Origin of the sequence: Burkholderia sp. Bp9015, assembly GCF_003853505.1 — a bacterium.
Taxonomy (GTDB): Bacteria; Pseudomonadota; Gammaproteobacteria; order Burkholderiales; family Burkholderiaceae; genus Burkholderia.
In genome coordinates this window covers 1-15,737 of the sequence record NZ_QTPZ01000020.1, presented here as the reverse complement: position 1 = coordinate 15,737, position 15,737 = coordinate 1, and the positions used below count along the sequence as shown (strand labels likewise).

General features: G+C 67.7%; 12 protein-coding genes and 1 other RNA gene. 5 read left to right on the top strand and 8 right to left on the bottom strand.

Translation table 11 applies throughout. The features are described from left to right. Nucleotides 1–17: 17 nt before the first annotated feature. Together dtd and tyrS are read right to left on the bottom strand one after the other, a co-directional pair. Nucleotides 18–476: a D-aminoacyl-tRNA deacylase gene (dtd, locus tag DIE12_RS21365; protein ID WP_124551330.1), complete on the bottom strand. Its 459-nt coding sequence runs from the start codon at nucleotides 474–476 to the stop codon at nucleotides 18–20. Then, complete coding sequence (gene tyrS / locus DIE12_RS21360; protein WP_044848285.1) at nucleotides 473–1,714, bottom strand: tyrosine--tRNA ligase; 1,242 nt, start codon at nucleotides 1,712–1,714, stop codon at nucleotides 473–475. The genes dtd and tyrS overlap by 4 nt, the downstream gene beginning before the upstream one ends. Nucleotides 1,715–1,856: 142 nt before the next feature. Here tyrS and DIE12_RS21355 point away from each other — a divergent pair, with 142 nt between their 5' ends. Further along, nucleotides 1,857–3,005, top strand: a complete 1,149-nt coding sequence (locus DIE12_RS21355) for an anhydro-N-acetylmuramic acid kinase (protein ID WP_124487991.1) — start codon at nucleotides 1,857–1,859, stop codon at nucleotides 3,003–3,005. Between the two features lie 158 nt (nucleotides 3,006–3,163). On the opposite strand, the gene erpA is transcribed toward DIE12_RS21355, so the two are convergent. From erpA to rplM, 3 genes are all read right to left on the bottom strand, one after another. Beyond that, nucleotides 3,164–3,535 (bottom strand): iron-sulfur cluster insertion protein ErpA, encoded by a 372-nt coding sequence (gene erpA, locus DIE12_RS21350; RefSeq protein WP_006401687.1) that lies wholly within the window; start codon nucleotides 3,533–3,535, stop codon nucleotides 3,164–3,166. A gap of 207 nt (nucleotides 3,536–3,742) precedes the next feature. Beyond that, complete coding sequence (gene rpsI, locus DIE12_RS21345) at nucleotides 3,743–4,135, bottom strand: 30S ribosomal protein S9 (RefSeq protein WP_011883283.1); 393 nt, start codon at nucleotides 4,133–4,135, stop codon at nucleotides 3,743–3,745. A gap of 11 nt (nucleotides 4,136–4,146) precedes the next feature. Further along, nucleotides 4,147–4,575, bottom strand: a complete 429-nt coding sequence (rplM, locus tag DIE12_RS21340; protein WP_009687896.1) for a 50S ribosomal protein L13 — start codon at nucleotides 4,573–4,575, stop codon at nucleotides 4,147–4,149. Between the two features lie 311 nt (nucleotides 4,576–4,886). On the opposite strand from rplM, the gene DIE12_RS21335 reads away from it, so the two are divergent. Together DIE12_RS21335 and DIE12_RS21325 are read left to right on the top strand one after the other, a co-directional pair. Beyond that, nucleotides 4,887–5,192, top strand: a complete 306-nt coding sequence (locus tag DIE12_RS21335) for a DUF1090 family protein (protein WP_124487992.1) — start codon at nucleotides 4,887–4,889, stop codon at nucleotides 5,190–5,192. A gap of 436 nt (nucleotides 5,193–5,628) precedes the next feature. Next, nucleotides 5,629–6,093, top strand: coding sequence for an OsmC family protein (locus DIE12_RS21325; protein ID WP_072465471.1), 465 nt, complete (start codon nucleotides 5,629–5,631; stop codon nucleotides 6,091–6,093). 70 nt (nucleotides 6,094–6,163) lie between these two features. Here DIE12_RS21325 and rnpB read toward each other — a convergent pair. The 3 genes from rnpB to pyrC form a co-directional block, all read right to left on the bottom strand. Beyond that, nucleotides 6,164–6,575, bottom strand: an RNA gene (gene rnpB, locus DIE12_RS21320) — RNase P RNA component class A. A gap of 12 nt (nucleotides 6,576–6,587) precedes the next feature. Further along, nucleotides 6,588–7,466: a DUF3025 domain-containing protein gene (locus tag DIE12_RS21315; protein WP_124551329.1), complete on the bottom strand. Its 879-nt coding sequence runs from the start codon at nucleotides 7,464–7,466 to the stop codon at nucleotides 6,588–6,590. Beyond that, nucleotides 7,463–8,527, bottom strand: coding sequence for a dihydroorotase (gene pyrC, locus DIE12_RS21310; RefSeq protein WP_044848289.1), 1,065 nt, complete (start codon nucleotides 8,525–8,527; stop codon nucleotides 7,463–7,465). The genes DIE12_RS21315 and pyrC overlap by 4 nt, the downstream gene beginning before the upstream one ends. A 202-nt stretch (nucleotides 8,528–8,729) precedes the next feature. Between pyrC and DIE12_RS21305 the strand changes: the two genes are divergently transcribed. Together DIE12_RS21305 and DIE12_RS21300 are read left to right on the top strand one after the other, a co-directional pair. Next, nucleotides 8,730–9,644, top strand: coding sequence for a class II glutamine amidotransferase (locus DIE12_RS21305; RefSeq protein WP_124551328.1), 915 nt, complete (start codon nucleotides 8,730–8,732; stop codon nucleotides 9,642–9,644). A 645-nt stretch (nucleotides 9,645–10,289) separates the two neighbouring features. Beyond that, nucleotides 10,290–15,536, top strand: a complete 5,247-nt coding sequence (locus DIE12_RS21300; RefSeq protein ID WP_124551327.1) for an autotransporter outer membrane beta-barrel domain-containing protein — start codon at nucleotides 10,290–10,292, stop codon at nucleotides 15,534–15,536. Nucleotides 15,537–15,737 lie beyond the last annotated feature (201 nt).

The following is a 15,737-nucleotide window of genomic DNA, read 5'->3' as shown; positions in this document are numbered from 1 at the left end:
GCGTCTCCGGGAATGAATCAGGGCCGCACTTGCAGCCAGAACGTCACGGGGCCGTCGTTGACGAGCGACACCTGCATGTCGGCGCCGAACTCGCCCGTCTCGACGACCGGATGACGCTCGCGCGCGGCCGCGACGAAATAGTCGAACAGGCGCGCGCCTTCGTCGGGCGGCGCGGCCGGCGTGAAGCTCGGCCGCAGCCCGCTGTTGGTATCGGCCGCGAGCGTGAACTGCGACACGAGCAGCAGGCCGCCGGCGCCGCCCGCGCCGTCGATGTTCGACACCGGCAGGTTCATCTTGCCCGCCTCATCGCTGAACACGCGATAGCCGAGCAGCTTCGCGAGCAGCTTGTCGGCCGCGGCCTCGGTGTCGCCACGCTCCGCGCAGACGAGCGCGAGCAGCCCTGCGCCGATCTCGCCCGTCGTACGGTCGCCGACGCGCACGTCGGCGCGCTTCACGCGCTGGATCAGCGCGATCATGCGGTCAGCGTGACGCGCGCGAAGCGGCGCTTGCCGACCTGGACGACGAACTCGCCGGCCTCGACCTTCAGTCCCTTGTCGGAGACGGTCGCGCCGTCGATCTTCACGCCGCCCTGCTCGATGTTGCGCAGCGCTTCGCTCGTCGACGGCACGAGGCCCGCCTGCTTCAGCAGCTGGCCGATCGCGAGCGGCGCGCCCGCGAGCGTGACCGACGGGATGTCGTCCGGCACGCCGCCCTTCGCGCGGTGGTTGAAGTCCTCCAGCGCACGCTCGGCATCGGCCTGCGAGTGGAAGCGCGCGACGATTTCCTGCGCGAGCAGCACCTTGAAGTCGCGCGGGTTGCGGCCGCCTTCGGCGTCGCGCTTGAAGCCCGCGATTTCTTCGATGCTGCGGAACGACAGCAGCTCGAAGTAACGCCACATCAGCGTGTCCGAGATGCTCATCAGCTTGCCGAACATGTCGGTCGGCTTCTCGCTGATGCCGACGTAGTTGCCCTTCGACTTCGACATCTTCTCGACGCCGTCGAGGCCTTCGAGCAGCGGCATCGTGAGAATGCACTGCTGTTCCTGGCCGTACTGCTTCTGCAGTTCGCGGCCGACCAGCAGGTTGAACTTCTGGTCGGTGCCACCGAGCTCGAGGTCGGCGTTCAGCGCGACCGAGTCGTAGCCCTGCATCAGCGGGTACAGGAATTCGTGGATCGAGATCGGCACGCCGCCCTGGAAGCGCTTCGTGAAATCCTCGCGCTCGAGGATCCGCGCGACCGTGTAGCGCGACGCGAGCTTGATCATCCCGTCCGCGCCGAGCGGCATCGACCATTCGCTGTTGTAGCGGATCTCGGTCTTGGCGCGGTCGAGCACGAGCGCAGCCTGCTCGAAGTAGGTCTTCGCGTTCGATTCGATCTGCTCGCGCGTGAGCGGCGGGCGCGTCGCGTTGCGGCCCGACGGGTCGCCGATCAGCGACGTGAAATCGCCGATCAGGAAGATCACCGTGTGGCCGAGGTCCTGCAGCTGACGCATCTTGTTCAGCACGACCGTATGGCCGATGTGGATGTCGGGTGCGGTCGGGTCGAGGCCGAGCTTGATGCGCAACGGCGTGCCGGTGGCCGCGCTGCGCGCGAGCTTCTGCGCGAACTCTTCCTCGATCAGCAGTTCGTCGACGCCGCGCTTCGTGACGGCGAGCGCATGGCGGACTTCGTCGGTGATCGGGAAAACAGGCTTGGAACTGGGTTCGGTGCTCATCGGGGCCAGGAAGAATGTCGCAAAGACAGGGATTTTCCCATAACTTGCGCGTGCATCGCTTAACGACGCGTCAGGTTGCGCGGATAATCGGGCGCAAGGCGCGTGGCACCGGCCCGCGCCGCTCGATCCAGGAGGACCCAACGTGCCGCAACGACATCCGCAACCCGCCCATCCGGCCGACGGCATCTACTTCGGGCTGATGTCGGGAACCAGCATGGACGGCGTCGACGGCGTCGCCGTGCGTTTCGAGACCGGCCGCGCGCCGGTCGTGCTCGCGGAAGCGTTCGTCGGCTTCGCCCAATCGCTGCGCGACGCGCTGTTCGCGCTGCAGCAGCCCGGCGACAACGAGATCGACCGCGAATCGGTCGCGGCGAATGCGCTCGTCGCGCGCTATGCGGTGTGCTGTCACGAGCTGCAGCGCACGGCCGGCCTGTCGCGCGAGGAGATCCGCGCGATCGGCGTGCACGGCCAGACGGTCCGGCACCGTCCCGAGCGCGGCTACACGCGCCAGCTCAACAATCCGGCGCTGCTCGCCGAACTCACCCATCTCGACGTGATCGCCGATTTCCGCAGCCGCGACGTCGCGGCCGGCGGCCACGGCGCGCCGCTCGCGCCGGCGTTCCACGCGACGGTGTTCGGCGCGCCGGGCGAGACGCGGGTCGTCTGCAACCTCGGCGGCATCAGCAACATCACGATCCTGCCCGGCGAAGGCGGCGACGTGCGCGGCTTCGACTGCGGGCCCGCGAACGCGTTGCTCGACGAATGGGCGACGCGCCATCTCGGCAAGCCCTACGACGACGGCGGCAAGTTCGCCGCGCGCGGTACCGTGCACGCGGCGCTGCTCGACGCGCTGCTCGACGAACCCTACTTCGTCGCGCCGCCGCCGAAAAGCACCGGCCGCGACCTGTTCAATCCCGCGTGGCTCGACGCGAAGCTCGCCGCGTTCACGCAGGTCGCGCCGGAAGACGTGCAGGCGACGCTGACGGCACTCACCGCCGTCTCGGTCGCGCGCGAGATCGCCCGGCACGCGGCCGGCTGCAAGGCCGTGTTCGTCTGCGGCGGCGGCGCCCGCAACCCGGTGCTGCTCGATGCGCTCCGGCATGCACTGCACGAGGCCGGCGTGCCGGCGACGGTGGAGACGACGGCCGCGCTCGGCGTGCCGCCGCAGCAGGTCGAGGCGCTCGCGTTCGCGTGGCTCGCGTACCGCTTCACCGCGCGCCAGCCCGGCAATCTCGCGAGCGTGACGGGGGCCGCGGGCGAGCGCGTGCTCGGCGCACTTTATCCGCGCTGATACGAGAAAACGACGAAACGAGCGGGAGCCCCGATGCGGCGCGTCCGGGACGCGCCGAGAGGCCGCCCGCGCGGTTCGTCGCGTACAACGGACGCAAAAAAACGGGGCATCAAGCCCCGTTTTTCATTCCGGCGAACCGGACAGGATCCGTCGTGCGTTCAGACCGAGAACGACGAGCCGCACCCACAGGTGGTCGTGGCGTTCGGGTTCTTGATCACGAACTGGGCACCGTTGAGGTCGTCCTTGTAGTCGATCTCGGCGCCGACCAGGTACTGGTAGCTCATCGAGTCGATCAGAAGCTGGACGCCGTTCTTGTTCATCACGGTGTCGTCCTCGTTGACTTCCTCGTCGAACGTGAAGCCATACTGGAAGCCCGAGCAGCCGCCACCCTGCACGAACACGCGCAGCTTCAGGTCGGGATTGCCCTCTTCGTCGATCAGTTGCTTGACCTTGTCGGCCGCGGCGTCGGTGAAGACGAACGGTGCCGGCATTTCGGTGGTCGTTGCTGCGGATTCGGTAACAGCGTTCATGCGAACTCTCCAAAAAGCTTTAGCCGCTATTGTAGGGCCGATCAGAAGATCGTGCTGATGTCCATGAAATCAATAGGTTCTTGTTGATTTCAGTAAAGGAAACTGCCCGCGGGGCGCCGCCGCGCGGGCATAAAAAAACCGCCAGCGCGAAAACTGGCGGTTTTTCCGGCGGACGCCGCCCGGAAGCGGCGCGGCCATGAAGCGGAATTAACGCTTCGAGAACTGCTTTGCGCGACGTGCCTTGCGCAGACCAACCTTCTTACGCTCGACTTCACGTGCATCGCGCGTGACGAAGCCTGCGTTCGACAGCGACGGCTTCAGCGTTGCATCGTAGTCGATCAGCGCGCGGGTGATGCCGTGACGCACTGCGCCTGCCTGACCCGTTTCGCCGCCGCCGTTGACGTTGACCTTGATGTCGAACGTCTGGCCGTGGTTCGTGAGTTCCAGCGGTTGACGCACGATCATCAGCGACGTTTCACGCGAGAAGTAGTCGGCGATGGGCTTGCCGTTGACGATGATGTCGCCCTTGCCAGCCTTGATGAAGACACGTGCGACTGCGCTCTTGCGGCGGCCCGTACCGTAGTTCCAGTTACCGATCATGTGGGCTCCCCTTAGATCTCGAGCGCCTTCGGCTGTTGAGCCGAATGCGGATGCGTAGCTTCAGCGTAGACCTTCAGCTTCTTGATCATCGCGTAGCCGAGCGGGCCCTTCGGCAGCATGCCCTTGACCGCCTTCTCGAGCGCACGGCCCGGGAAGCGTTCTTGCATCTTGCCGAACGTCGTTTCATAGATACCGCCCGGGTAGCCCGAGTGACGGTAGTACTTCTTGTCCAGAGTCTTGTTGCCCGTGACCTTCAACTTGCTCGCGTTGATGATGATGATGAAATCACCAGTGTCGACGTGCGGGGTGAACTCAGGCTTGTGCTTGCCGCGCAGACGGCGTGCCACTTCGCTGGCAACACGGCCGAGAACCTTATCCGTCGCGTCAATCACGTACCATTCGCGCGTCACCTCATGGGCTTTTGCGGAAAACGTCTTCATGATCGATCCAAAAAAAATGCTTTGCCCGATGTGTTCTTCCTGCTTGTCTGTGTGCGCTTCGAGGCGCGGTGCAGGCTCTCCCTGTTCTTTTTCCGTGGGCATGAATGCGGAAAAGCCCTGAATTATAAAGGAAATACCGCAGCGCGGTCAAAGAGAATCCACGCCCCGTGCCGGCGGCGCCCGAAATGGGCCAAAATTCGGTCGTGCCCCGATACACCAGGCGAACCGAGCGCCTGGGGCGGCACCCATCGACGCGCGGCACCTGACCTTGCCGCGCCAGACCGGCCGATCACGGAAAACAACAAACAAGCATGATGAAACAACGACTTACGCCCTTTCTCGCGGCCGCGCTGCTGGCCGCCGCGGCGCCCGCCGTCGCCGCCCGGGCCGGCTGCGAGGCCAAGCTCGACGCTCTCGACGCCCGCATCGCCGACGCCCGCCACGCCCATGCCGAAGATCGCATCGCCCGCCTGCGCGCGGTGCGCGAACGCGTGCGCCACTTCTGCGCGCGTGGTCATGGCCATGCATCGGCCGCACACGTTCCGGCCCCTGCCGCCCGTTCGACGGACACGCCGCCCGGCGCGGCATCGCAGCCAGCCGCGCGGCGGCCGGCGTAAACGGGAGTCAATGACGGATATCGACGCGCGCAAACTGCGCACCGATGCTTGCATGGGACGAAAAAAAGCCCGAACGGCTGGTTCGGGCTTAATCCACCTTAGGAGGAGGGTGGAGGAGACATGCGGAGGTTGCCGCAGCGCGACAACCAATGAGGCTCATTATACGAATGCGTCGCCGACTTCACAAGAAAATTTGCATTACGAAATCCAACACCATAATGCGGAATCCGGTAAGCCTCACGCGATGATTGGATTTTCCCTTTTAAAATCAATCAACTGGCAAGAAAGCGCGCAGCCGGAAGCCCGCCACGCCTAGAGTAAAACCCCTAAAGACAGCAGGGAAATCGCCGTTCGGCGCCCCGCCGCGCGCCGCACGCGGCGGCATGGTGTGGCGCGTCGTGCAGCGCATCAGCCGAGCGAAGCGCTGCGGGCTACAATGCCGGATCGAATCCGAATCAGGCAACGCTGGAGTGCAAGCATGGAATGCAAAGTAAGCTGGATGGGTCAGGACGGCATGGCGTTTTCCGCCCAGACCGGGAGCGGGCACCTCGTCGCGATGGACGGCGCGCCGGAAGGCGGCGGCCACAACCTCGCGCCGCGCCCGATGGAAATGGTGCTGGTCGGTACCGGCGGCTGCACCGCGTACGACGTCGTGCTGATCCTGAAGAAGAGCCGCCAGGAAGTCACCGGCTGCTCGGTCACGCTGAAGGCCGAACGCGCGAGCGAAGATCCGAAAGTGTTCACGAAGGTCCACTTCCACTTCACCGTCACCGGCCGCAACCTGAACCCGGCCACGGTCGAGCGCGCGATCAACCTGTCGCACGACAAGTACTGCTCCGCGTCGATCATGATCGCGAAGACCGCCGAACTCACGCATTCGTTCGACATCGTCGCCGACTGAACGCACGGCGGCCACGCATGAAAAAAAGGGCCGGCGCTCCTGACGGAGCGCCGGCCCTTTCGCATTCGAACGGCAAAGCAGGCCGATAAGCCGGATTCTGTGCACGCTGCACGCCGAAGCGCGCGGCGCGTGGCAGCCATTCCTCTAGGCGCGCCATTGCTGACGCGCTCAAGCTTCCTACCCGCAGACGAGACGGGGGCCCCGTCCTGCATCCGAAAATGCGCGCCTGCCTACTTGGAATTGCTCCGGGTGGAGGTTACCGTGCCGGCGAACGTCGCCGTCGCCGCGGTGCGCTCTTACCGCACCGTTTCACCCTTACCTGATCCCGGCTTGCGCCGGGCCATCGGCGGTTTGCTTTCTGTTGCCCTGTTCCGCGTGTCGCCACGGATGGCCGTTAGCCATCACCCTGCCCTGTGGAGTCCGGACTTTCCTCGCCCCCGCCTGCCCGAAGGCGGCGAGGCCGCGACTGCCTGGCCTGCTTTGCGACGCGCATTCTAGCACTGTGCGCCGCCGCCGGCAGCGCGCGAGCGGCGGCCGCTGCGGAAAACCGCCGGATCGTCGTAGAACGCGGGCGCGGCATTCGCTTCGCACCAGCCAGGCACGCCGAGCACCGGCAGCGGCGCGAAATCGCGGCTCGTCAGGTCGCGGGTCGCGAGCTCGCCGGCGATCCGCGCATCGACATGCGCGGCACGCTGCGCGTCAGGCCACGAAAAATAGTCGTCGCCCACTTCGACGATCCATGCGTGCGCGGTGCACGACTTGTAGGGCGCGACGAGCTTCTCGAGCAGCGCATGGCCGACGAGCCGCGCCTCGCAGCGCGTGCCCCACGCGTCGCGCGCCGCCACCAGCAGCTGCTGCCAGCTGAAGCCGCGCAGCGCATCGGCGAGCGTGCGGTCGGCCGTCACGAACAGCGCGGCATTTTCGTCGAACAGCGTCAGCGCATCGCGCAGCGTGCCGCGCACCGGCCCGACGCCGCCCGCGACATCGATCGCCGCGGCCTGGCGTGCGTTCAGCGCAGCCTTGGTGCGCGGATACGCGAACCAGACGAGCGCATTGAAGAAGTCGTGAAGATTGTGGCGGGTCGGGACGCCGCCGGTGTCGGCGATATGGGTTTCGTATGCGATGCCGGGCGGCAGCTCGGCCTGCGGCACGAAGCGCAGCGGCTTGCCGCGGCCGCTGACACGGGCATCACCGCGCAGCGCGCCGTTCAGTGCGTCGAGCAGCGCGGCCTCGCCGGCGAGCGCGGCCGCCTGAAGCGTGCGGCCCGGTTCCGCGTAACGCGCGAGCCACGGCGCGGACCAGTCGATCCGCGCGAACGCCGCCGCGCCGCCGCCGGCCGCGTGGCCGGCCGCGCGCGGCGGCGTGCCGGTCACGCGAACTTCCAGCCGATCGATTCGCCGGCGCGCAGCGGCACGACCGGCGTATCGCCCGCGAACACCTCGCGCGGCAGTTCCCAGGTCTCGCGGCGCAGCGTGATCGTCTCGGTGCTGTGCGGCAGCCCGTAGAAATCGGCGCCGAAGCGGCTCGCGAAATTTTCCAGCTTGTCGAGCGCGCCCGCCTTGTCGAACGCTTCCGCATACAGCTCGAGCGCGTGCAGCGCCGTGTAGCAGCCCGCGCAGCCGCACGCGGTTTCCTTCGCGTCGCGTGCGTGCGGCGCGCTGTCGGTGCCGAGGAAGAAGCGCGGGTTGCCCGACGTCGCGGCTTCGACGAGCGCGACGCGGTGCGTTTCACGCTTCAGCACCGGCAGGCAGTAGTAATGCGGGCGGATCCCGCCGACGAACAGCGCGTTGCGGCTGTACAGCATGTGCTGCGGCGTGATCGTCGCGCCGAGCAGGCCCGGCGCCGCATCGGCGTCGCGCACGTAGTCGGCCGCGTCCTTCGTGGTGATGTGCTCGAACACCACCTTCAGGCCGGGGAAATCGCGGCGCAGCGGCGTCATCACGCGGTCGATGAACACCTTCTCGCGATCGAACATGTCGATCGCCGGGTCGGTCACCTCGCCGTGCACGAGCAGCGGCATGCCAGTTTCCTGCATGACCTCGAGCGTCTTCGCGCACTTCGCGAGATCGCTGACGCCGTGGTCGGAGTTCGTCGTCGCGCCGGCCGGATACAGCTTCACGCCGTGCACGAAGCCGCTGTCGCGCGCACGGCGGATTTCGTCGGGCGACGTGTTGTCGGTCAGGTACAGCGTCATCAGCGGCTCGAACGCCATGCCCGCCGGCAGCGCGGCCAGGATTCGCTCGCGATAGGCCTGCGCTTGCGCGGTGGTCGTGACGGGCGGCTTCAGGTTCGGCATGACGATCGCGCGGGCGAACTGGCGCGCCGTGTGCGGCAGCACCGCGGCCAGCATGTCGCCGTCGCGCAGGTGCAGGTGCAGGTCGTCGGGACGGGCGAGCGTGAGCGTCGCCGGAGAGGAAGCGTTCGAGGCAGTCATAGGAGGCGTCGTGAGGAACGGGCTGGCCATCTGCGGGGCCGGAACGCGCGTGCGCGGGCCGACTGACGGCAAACCGCAACACGGGGCCTTCGGCCGGCGGAATCCGCTTTTTACCGCTCAAGGCTCGGTGATATGCTAGAAGCCACATTGTACCGGGGTTCACCCGGTTGGTTACCCTGCTTCCGCCCCCGCCCCAAGTAAAATGTGCCAACTCCTAGGAATGAACTGCGCCGCGCCGACGGACGTCACATTCTCCTTCACAGGTTTCGCGGCCCGGGGCGGCCTCACCGATCACCATGCCGACGGCTGGGGGATCGCGTTCTTCGAGGACAAGGCCTGCCGCCTCTTCGTCGACCACCAGGCATCGGCCACGTCGCCGCTCGCCGAAATGGTCAAGCGCTACCCGATCAAGTCCAAGAACACGATCGCGCACATCCGCAAGGCCACGCAAGGCCACATCCTGCTCGAGAACAGCCACCCGTTCATGCGCGAGCTGTGGGGGCGGCACTGGATCTTCGCGCATAACGGCGATCTGCAGGAGTACGAACCCGATCTCGACGGCAGCGTCTACCACCCGGTCGGCACCACCGACAGCGAGAAGGCGTTCTGCGTGCTGATGCAGGGGCTGCGCGAAGCGTTCCCCGGCGCGCAGCCGCCGTTGCCGGAGCTGTTCGAGCGCGTCGGCGAGCTGACGCGCGACATCACCGATCACGGCGTGTTCAACTTCCTGATGTCGAACGGCCAGGCTCTCTTCGCGCACTGCTCGACGCGGCTGCACTACCTCGTGCGGCGCTGGCCGTTCTCGACCGCGCATCTGGTCGACGAAGACCTGTCGATCGACTTCGCGAAATACACGACGCCCGAGGATCGCGTCGCGGTGATCGCCACGCAGCCGCTGACCGACAACGAAATCTGGACCTCGTTCGAACCGGGCGAGCTGATCATGTTCCAGTGCGGCGACGTCGCCGCGCGGATGCAGATTCCGGTGCCCGAGTGCGTGCTCGAGAAACTGCGCAACCCGGCGCTCGACGCGTCGGCGTCCGCGCCGTGCGGTACGCAGCACGCCGCACTCGCGGCCGGCGCCGACGACGATTCCGACGACTCGATCGATTTCTGAGCGCGCCGCGCCGCCGCCGGGCGCGCGCTTCATGCGTTGCGCTGTTCCGCCAGCGTCGCGGCCCGGCGATCCCGCGTCATGCCCGGATCGTCGAACCACGCATCCGGCGCCCGGCATCCGCCGATGATTGCCCGCATTGAAAATCTCCCCCCGACAACTCCATTCAGGCTGCCATTTCAAGCACGCGTGCGTCGCCACACGACATTCACTTTTATTTAATTAATTTTCAAGTAAAAATAGTTAACCGTCGAAACAAATAAAACAAGATATTCGAAACCGGATAATCCGGAAGCCTCAGCTTAAAGCAAAATCCCCACGCCTATCGTGCGCCAGCCTACCGAACCGGCGCTTCCGCCTGTTCTATAAAAAATCCACCAAGCCCTTACCCACAAAGGCTTTCAGTTCGGTTACCCACACAACTCAGAAATACCACTCAATACCGTTACCATCCCCACATTTTCTGATTTTTTGAAAATCGCCCGCCCCGCCAATTAGTAGACTCGCTCCATCTTCGGTGTAACGAAACCCGACCGGCGCGTCATGCAGCCACGGCTGCCGCATGTCCATTCGCGTCACGCGTCACCGTGGAATGCGCATTCGCCGCATGCGGCGAATACCACTTCAAAACAAGAAAGAGGGCATGTCGTGAATCACTCATTTCGATCGATCTGGAGCGACGCCGCCGGCTGCTGGGTCGCGGTCGCGGAAACGACACGGGCGCGCGGCAAGCGTTCACGCCGCGAATCGGGCGCAAGCACCCGCGCCGGCCGCACGGCGATGCGCCGCTCGCCGCTGCGCGTCGCCGCGCTCGGTGCCGCGCTGGCCGCGCTGTCGGCCGGCTCCGCGTACGGGTCGAGCTGCGGCGACGGTTCGGCGGTCGCGAGCGGCGGCAGCTGCGCGCTCGGCAGCGTCAGCCCGACCGTGAACGACAACCTGGCCGGCGCCACGACCGTGTCCGGCGGCGACGCGGTCGGCGTGACGGGCGCATGGACGGCGCAGAACAGCGGCGACGCCGGCTACACGCGCATCCCGTTCGGCACGACGACGATCGTGTCGGGAAATCCGGATCAGCCGCTGGTGTCGCTCGGCGGCAAGACGCAAAACATCGGCACGCCCGACACGATCACGGGCACCCATACGTCGGTCGCCACCTACGACTCGTCCGCGTTCTCCGCGTCGACGGTCGGCACGACCGACGTGCCCGTCTACCGCGACGTCAACGGCGACCAGTACGTGAACACGCGGATCGGCACCGTCGACCGCTCCGGCGGCACGCTGAACGTGTCGATCGGCAATCCCGCCAACGCGCCCGGCTCGGCCGGCAACGCAATCACGATGGCCGCGAAGCAGACGGACCTCACCGTCGCGGACGGGACGGGCGCCACCCCGAGCGTCGTCAACTGGAATTCGCGCAACCAGGTCTGGTTCACCACCGGCGACTACCTCGCGAGCGGCGGCTCCGTCGGCAACCTCCAGCTCGACGTGCCGGCCTATGCGGGCACTTTCACCGCGTTCGACGGCAGCACGTGGACCGTCAGCGACGCCGCGTCGCTCGCAGCCTACAACGACTTCCTCGTGCGTTCGGTCCGGAGCGGCGCGCTCGGCTCGCAGGCCGCGTACGACACCGCGTTCGGCCAGGCCGTCACGTTCTCGAAGGAGACCTTCCAGTACGCGAACAACGTGTCCGCCGGCGACAAGAACACGCTGCCGATCAATCACCTGTCGGCAATGCACGGCACCGGCGCGAACGCGACGCTGCAGATCGGCAAGGACGGCCAGATCGACTTCCGCGGCACCAACACGATCGCATCGAGTTCGGCCGTCCTCGCGGAAAACGGCGCGCACTTCGTCAACGACGGCCGCCTGTCGGGCGATTTCACGCTGGTGCGCCTGCTGAGCGGCGCGAGCGGCGTCAACAATGGCGTGATCTCGTCCGGCTACGCGTCCGGCGACAATTTCGACACGAGCAGCGGCACGCCGCCCGACAACTTCGGGTTCCATGCGTACACCGAGGGCAACGGCGTGTACGCGAACGGCTCGGGCACCTCGTTCGTCAACCACGGCGTGATGAACGTCGGCGCGTGGACGCTCGCCGGCGACCGCCCCGACCTGCAGAACTACGCGGTGGCCGTGACGGGCGGCGCGAACGCGTCGAACGCCGGCACGATCAACGTCGGCGTCAACGCGACGACGCTCGACAGCCAGGTGATCGGCGGCTTCGCGGCGGGCGGCACCTTCACGAACGCGGCCGGCGGCACGATCTATCTCGGCCGCGCGGCCCAGTACGGGCCGGGGGCGGCGGCCAACGATGTCGCGCTGTCCGCGCATGCGTACGGGATCCTGCTCGGCGCGTCGGGCACCGCCAGCAACCTCGGCTCGATCGTGATCGGCTCGCAGACGCAGAACGGCGCCGGGATGGCGAGCATCGGTTCGTCGTCCGGCACGCTGCGCAACGCGGGCACGATCGTCGTGAACGGCGCGGCGCCCGGCACGCCGTTCGCCAACGTCGGCATGCTCGCGGCCAACACGGCCGCGACCGTGACCAACACCGGCACGATCACGCTGAACGGCGTGAACGGCATCGGCATCATGGTGGTCGGCACCGGCTCGACCGCGACGGCCGCAACGTCGACCGGCACGATCAACGTGGCCGGCGGGCTCGATCCGGCATCGGACACGCGCAACTACGGCGTGTGGGCCGAAGGGCCGCGCGCGAAGGCCACGGTCGACGGCGCGCTCAACCTGACGGGCACCGGTGCGATCGGCGTCCATGCGCGCTCGGGCGCGACGATCAACGTCGACGCGAACGCGGTGCCCCACTTCATGTCGGGCACGAACCAGATCGGCTTCTATGCGTATGGCGCAGGCTCGAAGATCAACGTCGCCGCGCAGCACCTGAGCGTCGATACCGACGATTCGACGCTGTTCCGCATGGCGGGCGGCGCGGCCTATACGGGGGCATCGGCCGCCGGCACGCTGACGACGGACGTCAACGGCCAGCGCGCGCGCGGCGTGCTCGCGACCGGTGCCGGCACGACGCTGTCCACCGGCCACGCCACCTACAACGTCAACGGCGCGAACGGCATCGCGGTTGCAGTCGAAGGCGGCGCGAAGGGCACGATCGACTCGGGCGCGACCATCAACCTGAATGCGGCCGGCGCGATCGCGGGCGTCGTCGACGGCCAGGCGCACGACCTCGCCGGCGCGAATGCCGGCGCACCGGTCGCGACGACGCTGACCAACGATGCCGCGGTCACCTCGTCGACCGCGGGCGTGACGGGTTTCGTCGCGCAGAACCTCGGCACGCTCGACAACCGCGACACGGTGCTGCTGAGCGGCGCAGGCTCGACGGGCGTCGTGGTCGGCACGCTCGGCACCGTGAACAACGCGTCGGCGATCCGCGTGGCCAACGGCACCGGCGCGCTCGTGCAGGGCGCGTCGGCGACGCTTGCCAACGCGGGCACGATCGAGGCCGACGACGGCGTCGCGGGCGTGCACCTGACCGGCGCGGGTGCGTCGGTCGCGCTGTCGGGCGCGGGCACCGTCGTCGCGAACGGCAGTGCCGACGGCGTGCTGATCGACTCGACCGTCTCGAACGGCGGGATCGCGGCCGGCGCGACGTCGATCGCGGCGGGCGGCGCCGGCAAGGGCATCGACAACCTCGGCACGAACACGACGATCGCGCTGTCGGGCACGCAGATCGGCACGACCGGCAATGGCGCCGACGGGCTGTCGTCGACGGGCACGGGCGCACGCATCGCGACCGACGCGGCGACCGTCGTACGCACCGCCGGCGACAACGCACGCGGCCTCTTTGTGACGGGCGCGGATTCGACGCTGGCGGCCGACGGCACGACCGTCGCGACGACCGGCGCCGGCGCGCATGCGATCGTCGCGGGCAGCGGCGCGACCGTGTGGCTGTCGGGCACGAAGGTCTCTGCGGCGGGCGTGGCAGCCGACGGTCTCGTCGCGCGCAACGGCGGCCGTATCGGCGACACGGGTTCGTCGCTCGCGAGCGCGGCCGGCAACGGCGCGACCGTCGACGGCGGCGGCGTGCTCGCGCTGACGGGCACGACGCTCAAGGGCGCGACGGCCGGCGTCATGAGCACGGACACGCTCGCGACCGGCGCGACGAGCTCGGTGCGCGTCGACGGCGGCAGCGTCGCGTCCGTCACCGGGCCGGCGTTCGCCGCACGCGGCGGCACCGTCGACATCGCGGTGCGCAACGGCACCGTCGTGACGGCCGGCAACGGCACGCTGCTGGACCTCGCGAACGGCAGCACCGCGACCTTCAACGCATCGGCCGTGAATCTCGCGGGCGACATCGTGTCGGACGCGTCGAGCACCGGCAACGTGTTCCTGACGAACGGCACGACCCTGACCGGCACGATCGACCCGGTCGCGCTGAGCGTCGACGGCTCGAGCACGTGGCACATGACCGGCAGCTCCGTGCTGAGCAGCCTGAACAACGCGGGCCTGGTCGCGTTCGCCGCGCCGTCCGGTTCACCGACGGCGGCCGCCAGCTACCGGACGCTGACGACCGGCAATTACGTCGGCAACGGCGGCACGATCGCGCTGAACACGTACCTCGGCGCCGACGCATCGCCGACCGACCGGCTGATCGTGAACGGCGGCACCGCGAGCGGCACGACCGGGCTGAAAATCGCGAACACGGCCGGCACCGGCGCGCAGACGACGGGCGACGGGATTCCGGTGGTCGTCACGGCCAATGGCGGCACGACTACCGCGTCGGCGTTCCATCTCGCGGGCCCCGTACAGGCCGGCGCGTACGAATACCGTCTCTACCGCGGCGGACAGGGCGATGCGAACGGCTGGTACCTGCGCTCGCAACTGGACCCGACGGACCCCGGCGATCCGGTCGGCCCGTCCGTCATCGAGGGCGGCGACAACGGCGGCAATCTCGCGTACCGTCCTGGCGTCGCGGGTTATGCGATGACGCCGCTGCTGAACGCCGACTACGGCTTCTCGACGCTTGGCAAGCTGCACGAGCGCGTCGGCGACATCTACAACCTCGAGAAGCAGGCGCCGGGCAACCGCGACGGCGTGTGGGGCCGCATCGGCGGACAGAGCCTCGACGCGAACGCGGGCCGCTTCGCGGCCGACGAGCGCACGTTCTTCGCGCAGTTCGGCAAGGACTGGACGCTCGACCAGGCGCCCGCCGGCGGCAGCACGCATGCGGGCGTGACGGCGAGCATCGGCGTCGCGAACGCGAGCTTCAGCGACACGGCACGCGCCGACACGGCCGGGCTGTCGACGTCGACGGGCTCGGTCGAGATGCACGCGCAGAGCGTCGGCGGCTACTGGACACGCTACCTGTCCGACGGCACCTACTTCGACAGCGTCGGCCAGGTCACGCACTACGGCAACCGCTATCGCGACAGCTACGGCAACGAGGCCTCGCAGAACGGCTTCGGCATCGCGCTGTCGCAGGAGGTCGGCAAGCCGTTCGGGATCGGCGGCACGCCGATCGCGGTCGAACCGCAGGCGCAGCTGATGTACCAGTACCTGAAGCTGAACGGGTTCAACGACAACGTATCGGCCGTGTCGGGCACGACGACCCACGCGCTGCGCGGACGCGTCGGCGTGCGCGTCTTCCGGCCGAACCTCGACGCGAACGCGGGCGGCGGCGCCGCGACACCGTACTTCACGGCCGACGTGCTGCACGACTTCCTGTCGCCGGGCCAGACCGTCGTCGGCGGCACGCCGTTCGCGACGCACCTGGGCCGCACGTGGTACGAGCTCGGCCTTGGCGTGACCGCGGGCTTCGGCAAGTCGGGCGCGTTGTACGCGAACGTGAAATATGCGCGCAACATCGGCGGCGATTACCGGCGCGGCGTGACCGGGCAGGTCGGCTACCGCTACAGCTGGTAACGCCCGACGCGGCGCCCCGTCCGCTGCCATCGGCGGGCGACGGGCAGCCCGCGAAAAAAAACCGCCCGGTGTTCAGCCGGGCGGTTTTTTCATCGGCGTGCATGCGGCGCACGCGCTGCACGAACGCTCAGTGCAGGATTTTCGCGAGGAAGTCCTTCGCGCGGTCCGACTTCGGATTCGAGAAGAAATCGTCCTTGCGGT

What these genes read in the sequence shown, in the direction of transcription:
- dtd (WP_124551330.1), bottom strand. Translation starts at nt 476, where the DNA reads ATGATCGCGCTGATCCAGCGCGTGAAGCGCGCCGACGTGCGCGTCGGC.
- tyrS (WP_044848285.1), bottom strand. Translation starts at nt 1,714, where the DNA reads ATGAGCACCGAACCCAGTTCCAAGCCTGTTTTCCCGATCACCGACGAA.
- erpA (WP_006401687.1), bottom strand. Translation starts at nt 3,535, where the DNA reads ATGAACGCTGTTACCGAATCCGCAGCAACGACCACCGAAATGCCGGCA.
- rpsI (WP_011883283.1), bottom strand. Translation starts at nt 4,135, where the DNA reads ATGATCGGTAACTGGAACTACGGTACGGGCCGCCGCAAGAGCGCAGTC.
- rplM (WP_009687896.1), bottom strand. Translation starts at nt 4,575, where the DNA reads ATGAAGACGTTTTCCGCAAAAGCCCATGAGGTGACGCGCGAATGGTAC.
- DIE12_RS21335 (WP_124487992.1), top strand. Translation starts at nt 4,887, where the DNA reads ATGATGAAACAACGACTTACGCCCTTTCTCGCGGCCGCGCTGCTGGCC.
- DIE12_RS21325 (WP_072465471.1), top strand. Translation starts at nt 5,629, where the DNA reads ATGCCGGATCGAATCCGAATCAGGCAACGCTGGAGTGCAAGCATGGAA.
- pyrC (WP_044848289.1), bottom strand. Translation starts at nt 8,527, where the DNA reads ATGACTGCCTCGAACGCTTCCTCTCCGGCGACGCTCACGCTCGCCCGT.
- DIE12_RS21305 (WP_124551328.1), top strand. Translation starts at nt 8,730, where the DNA reads ATGTGCCAACTCCTAGGAATGAACTGCGCCGCGCCGACGGACGTCACA.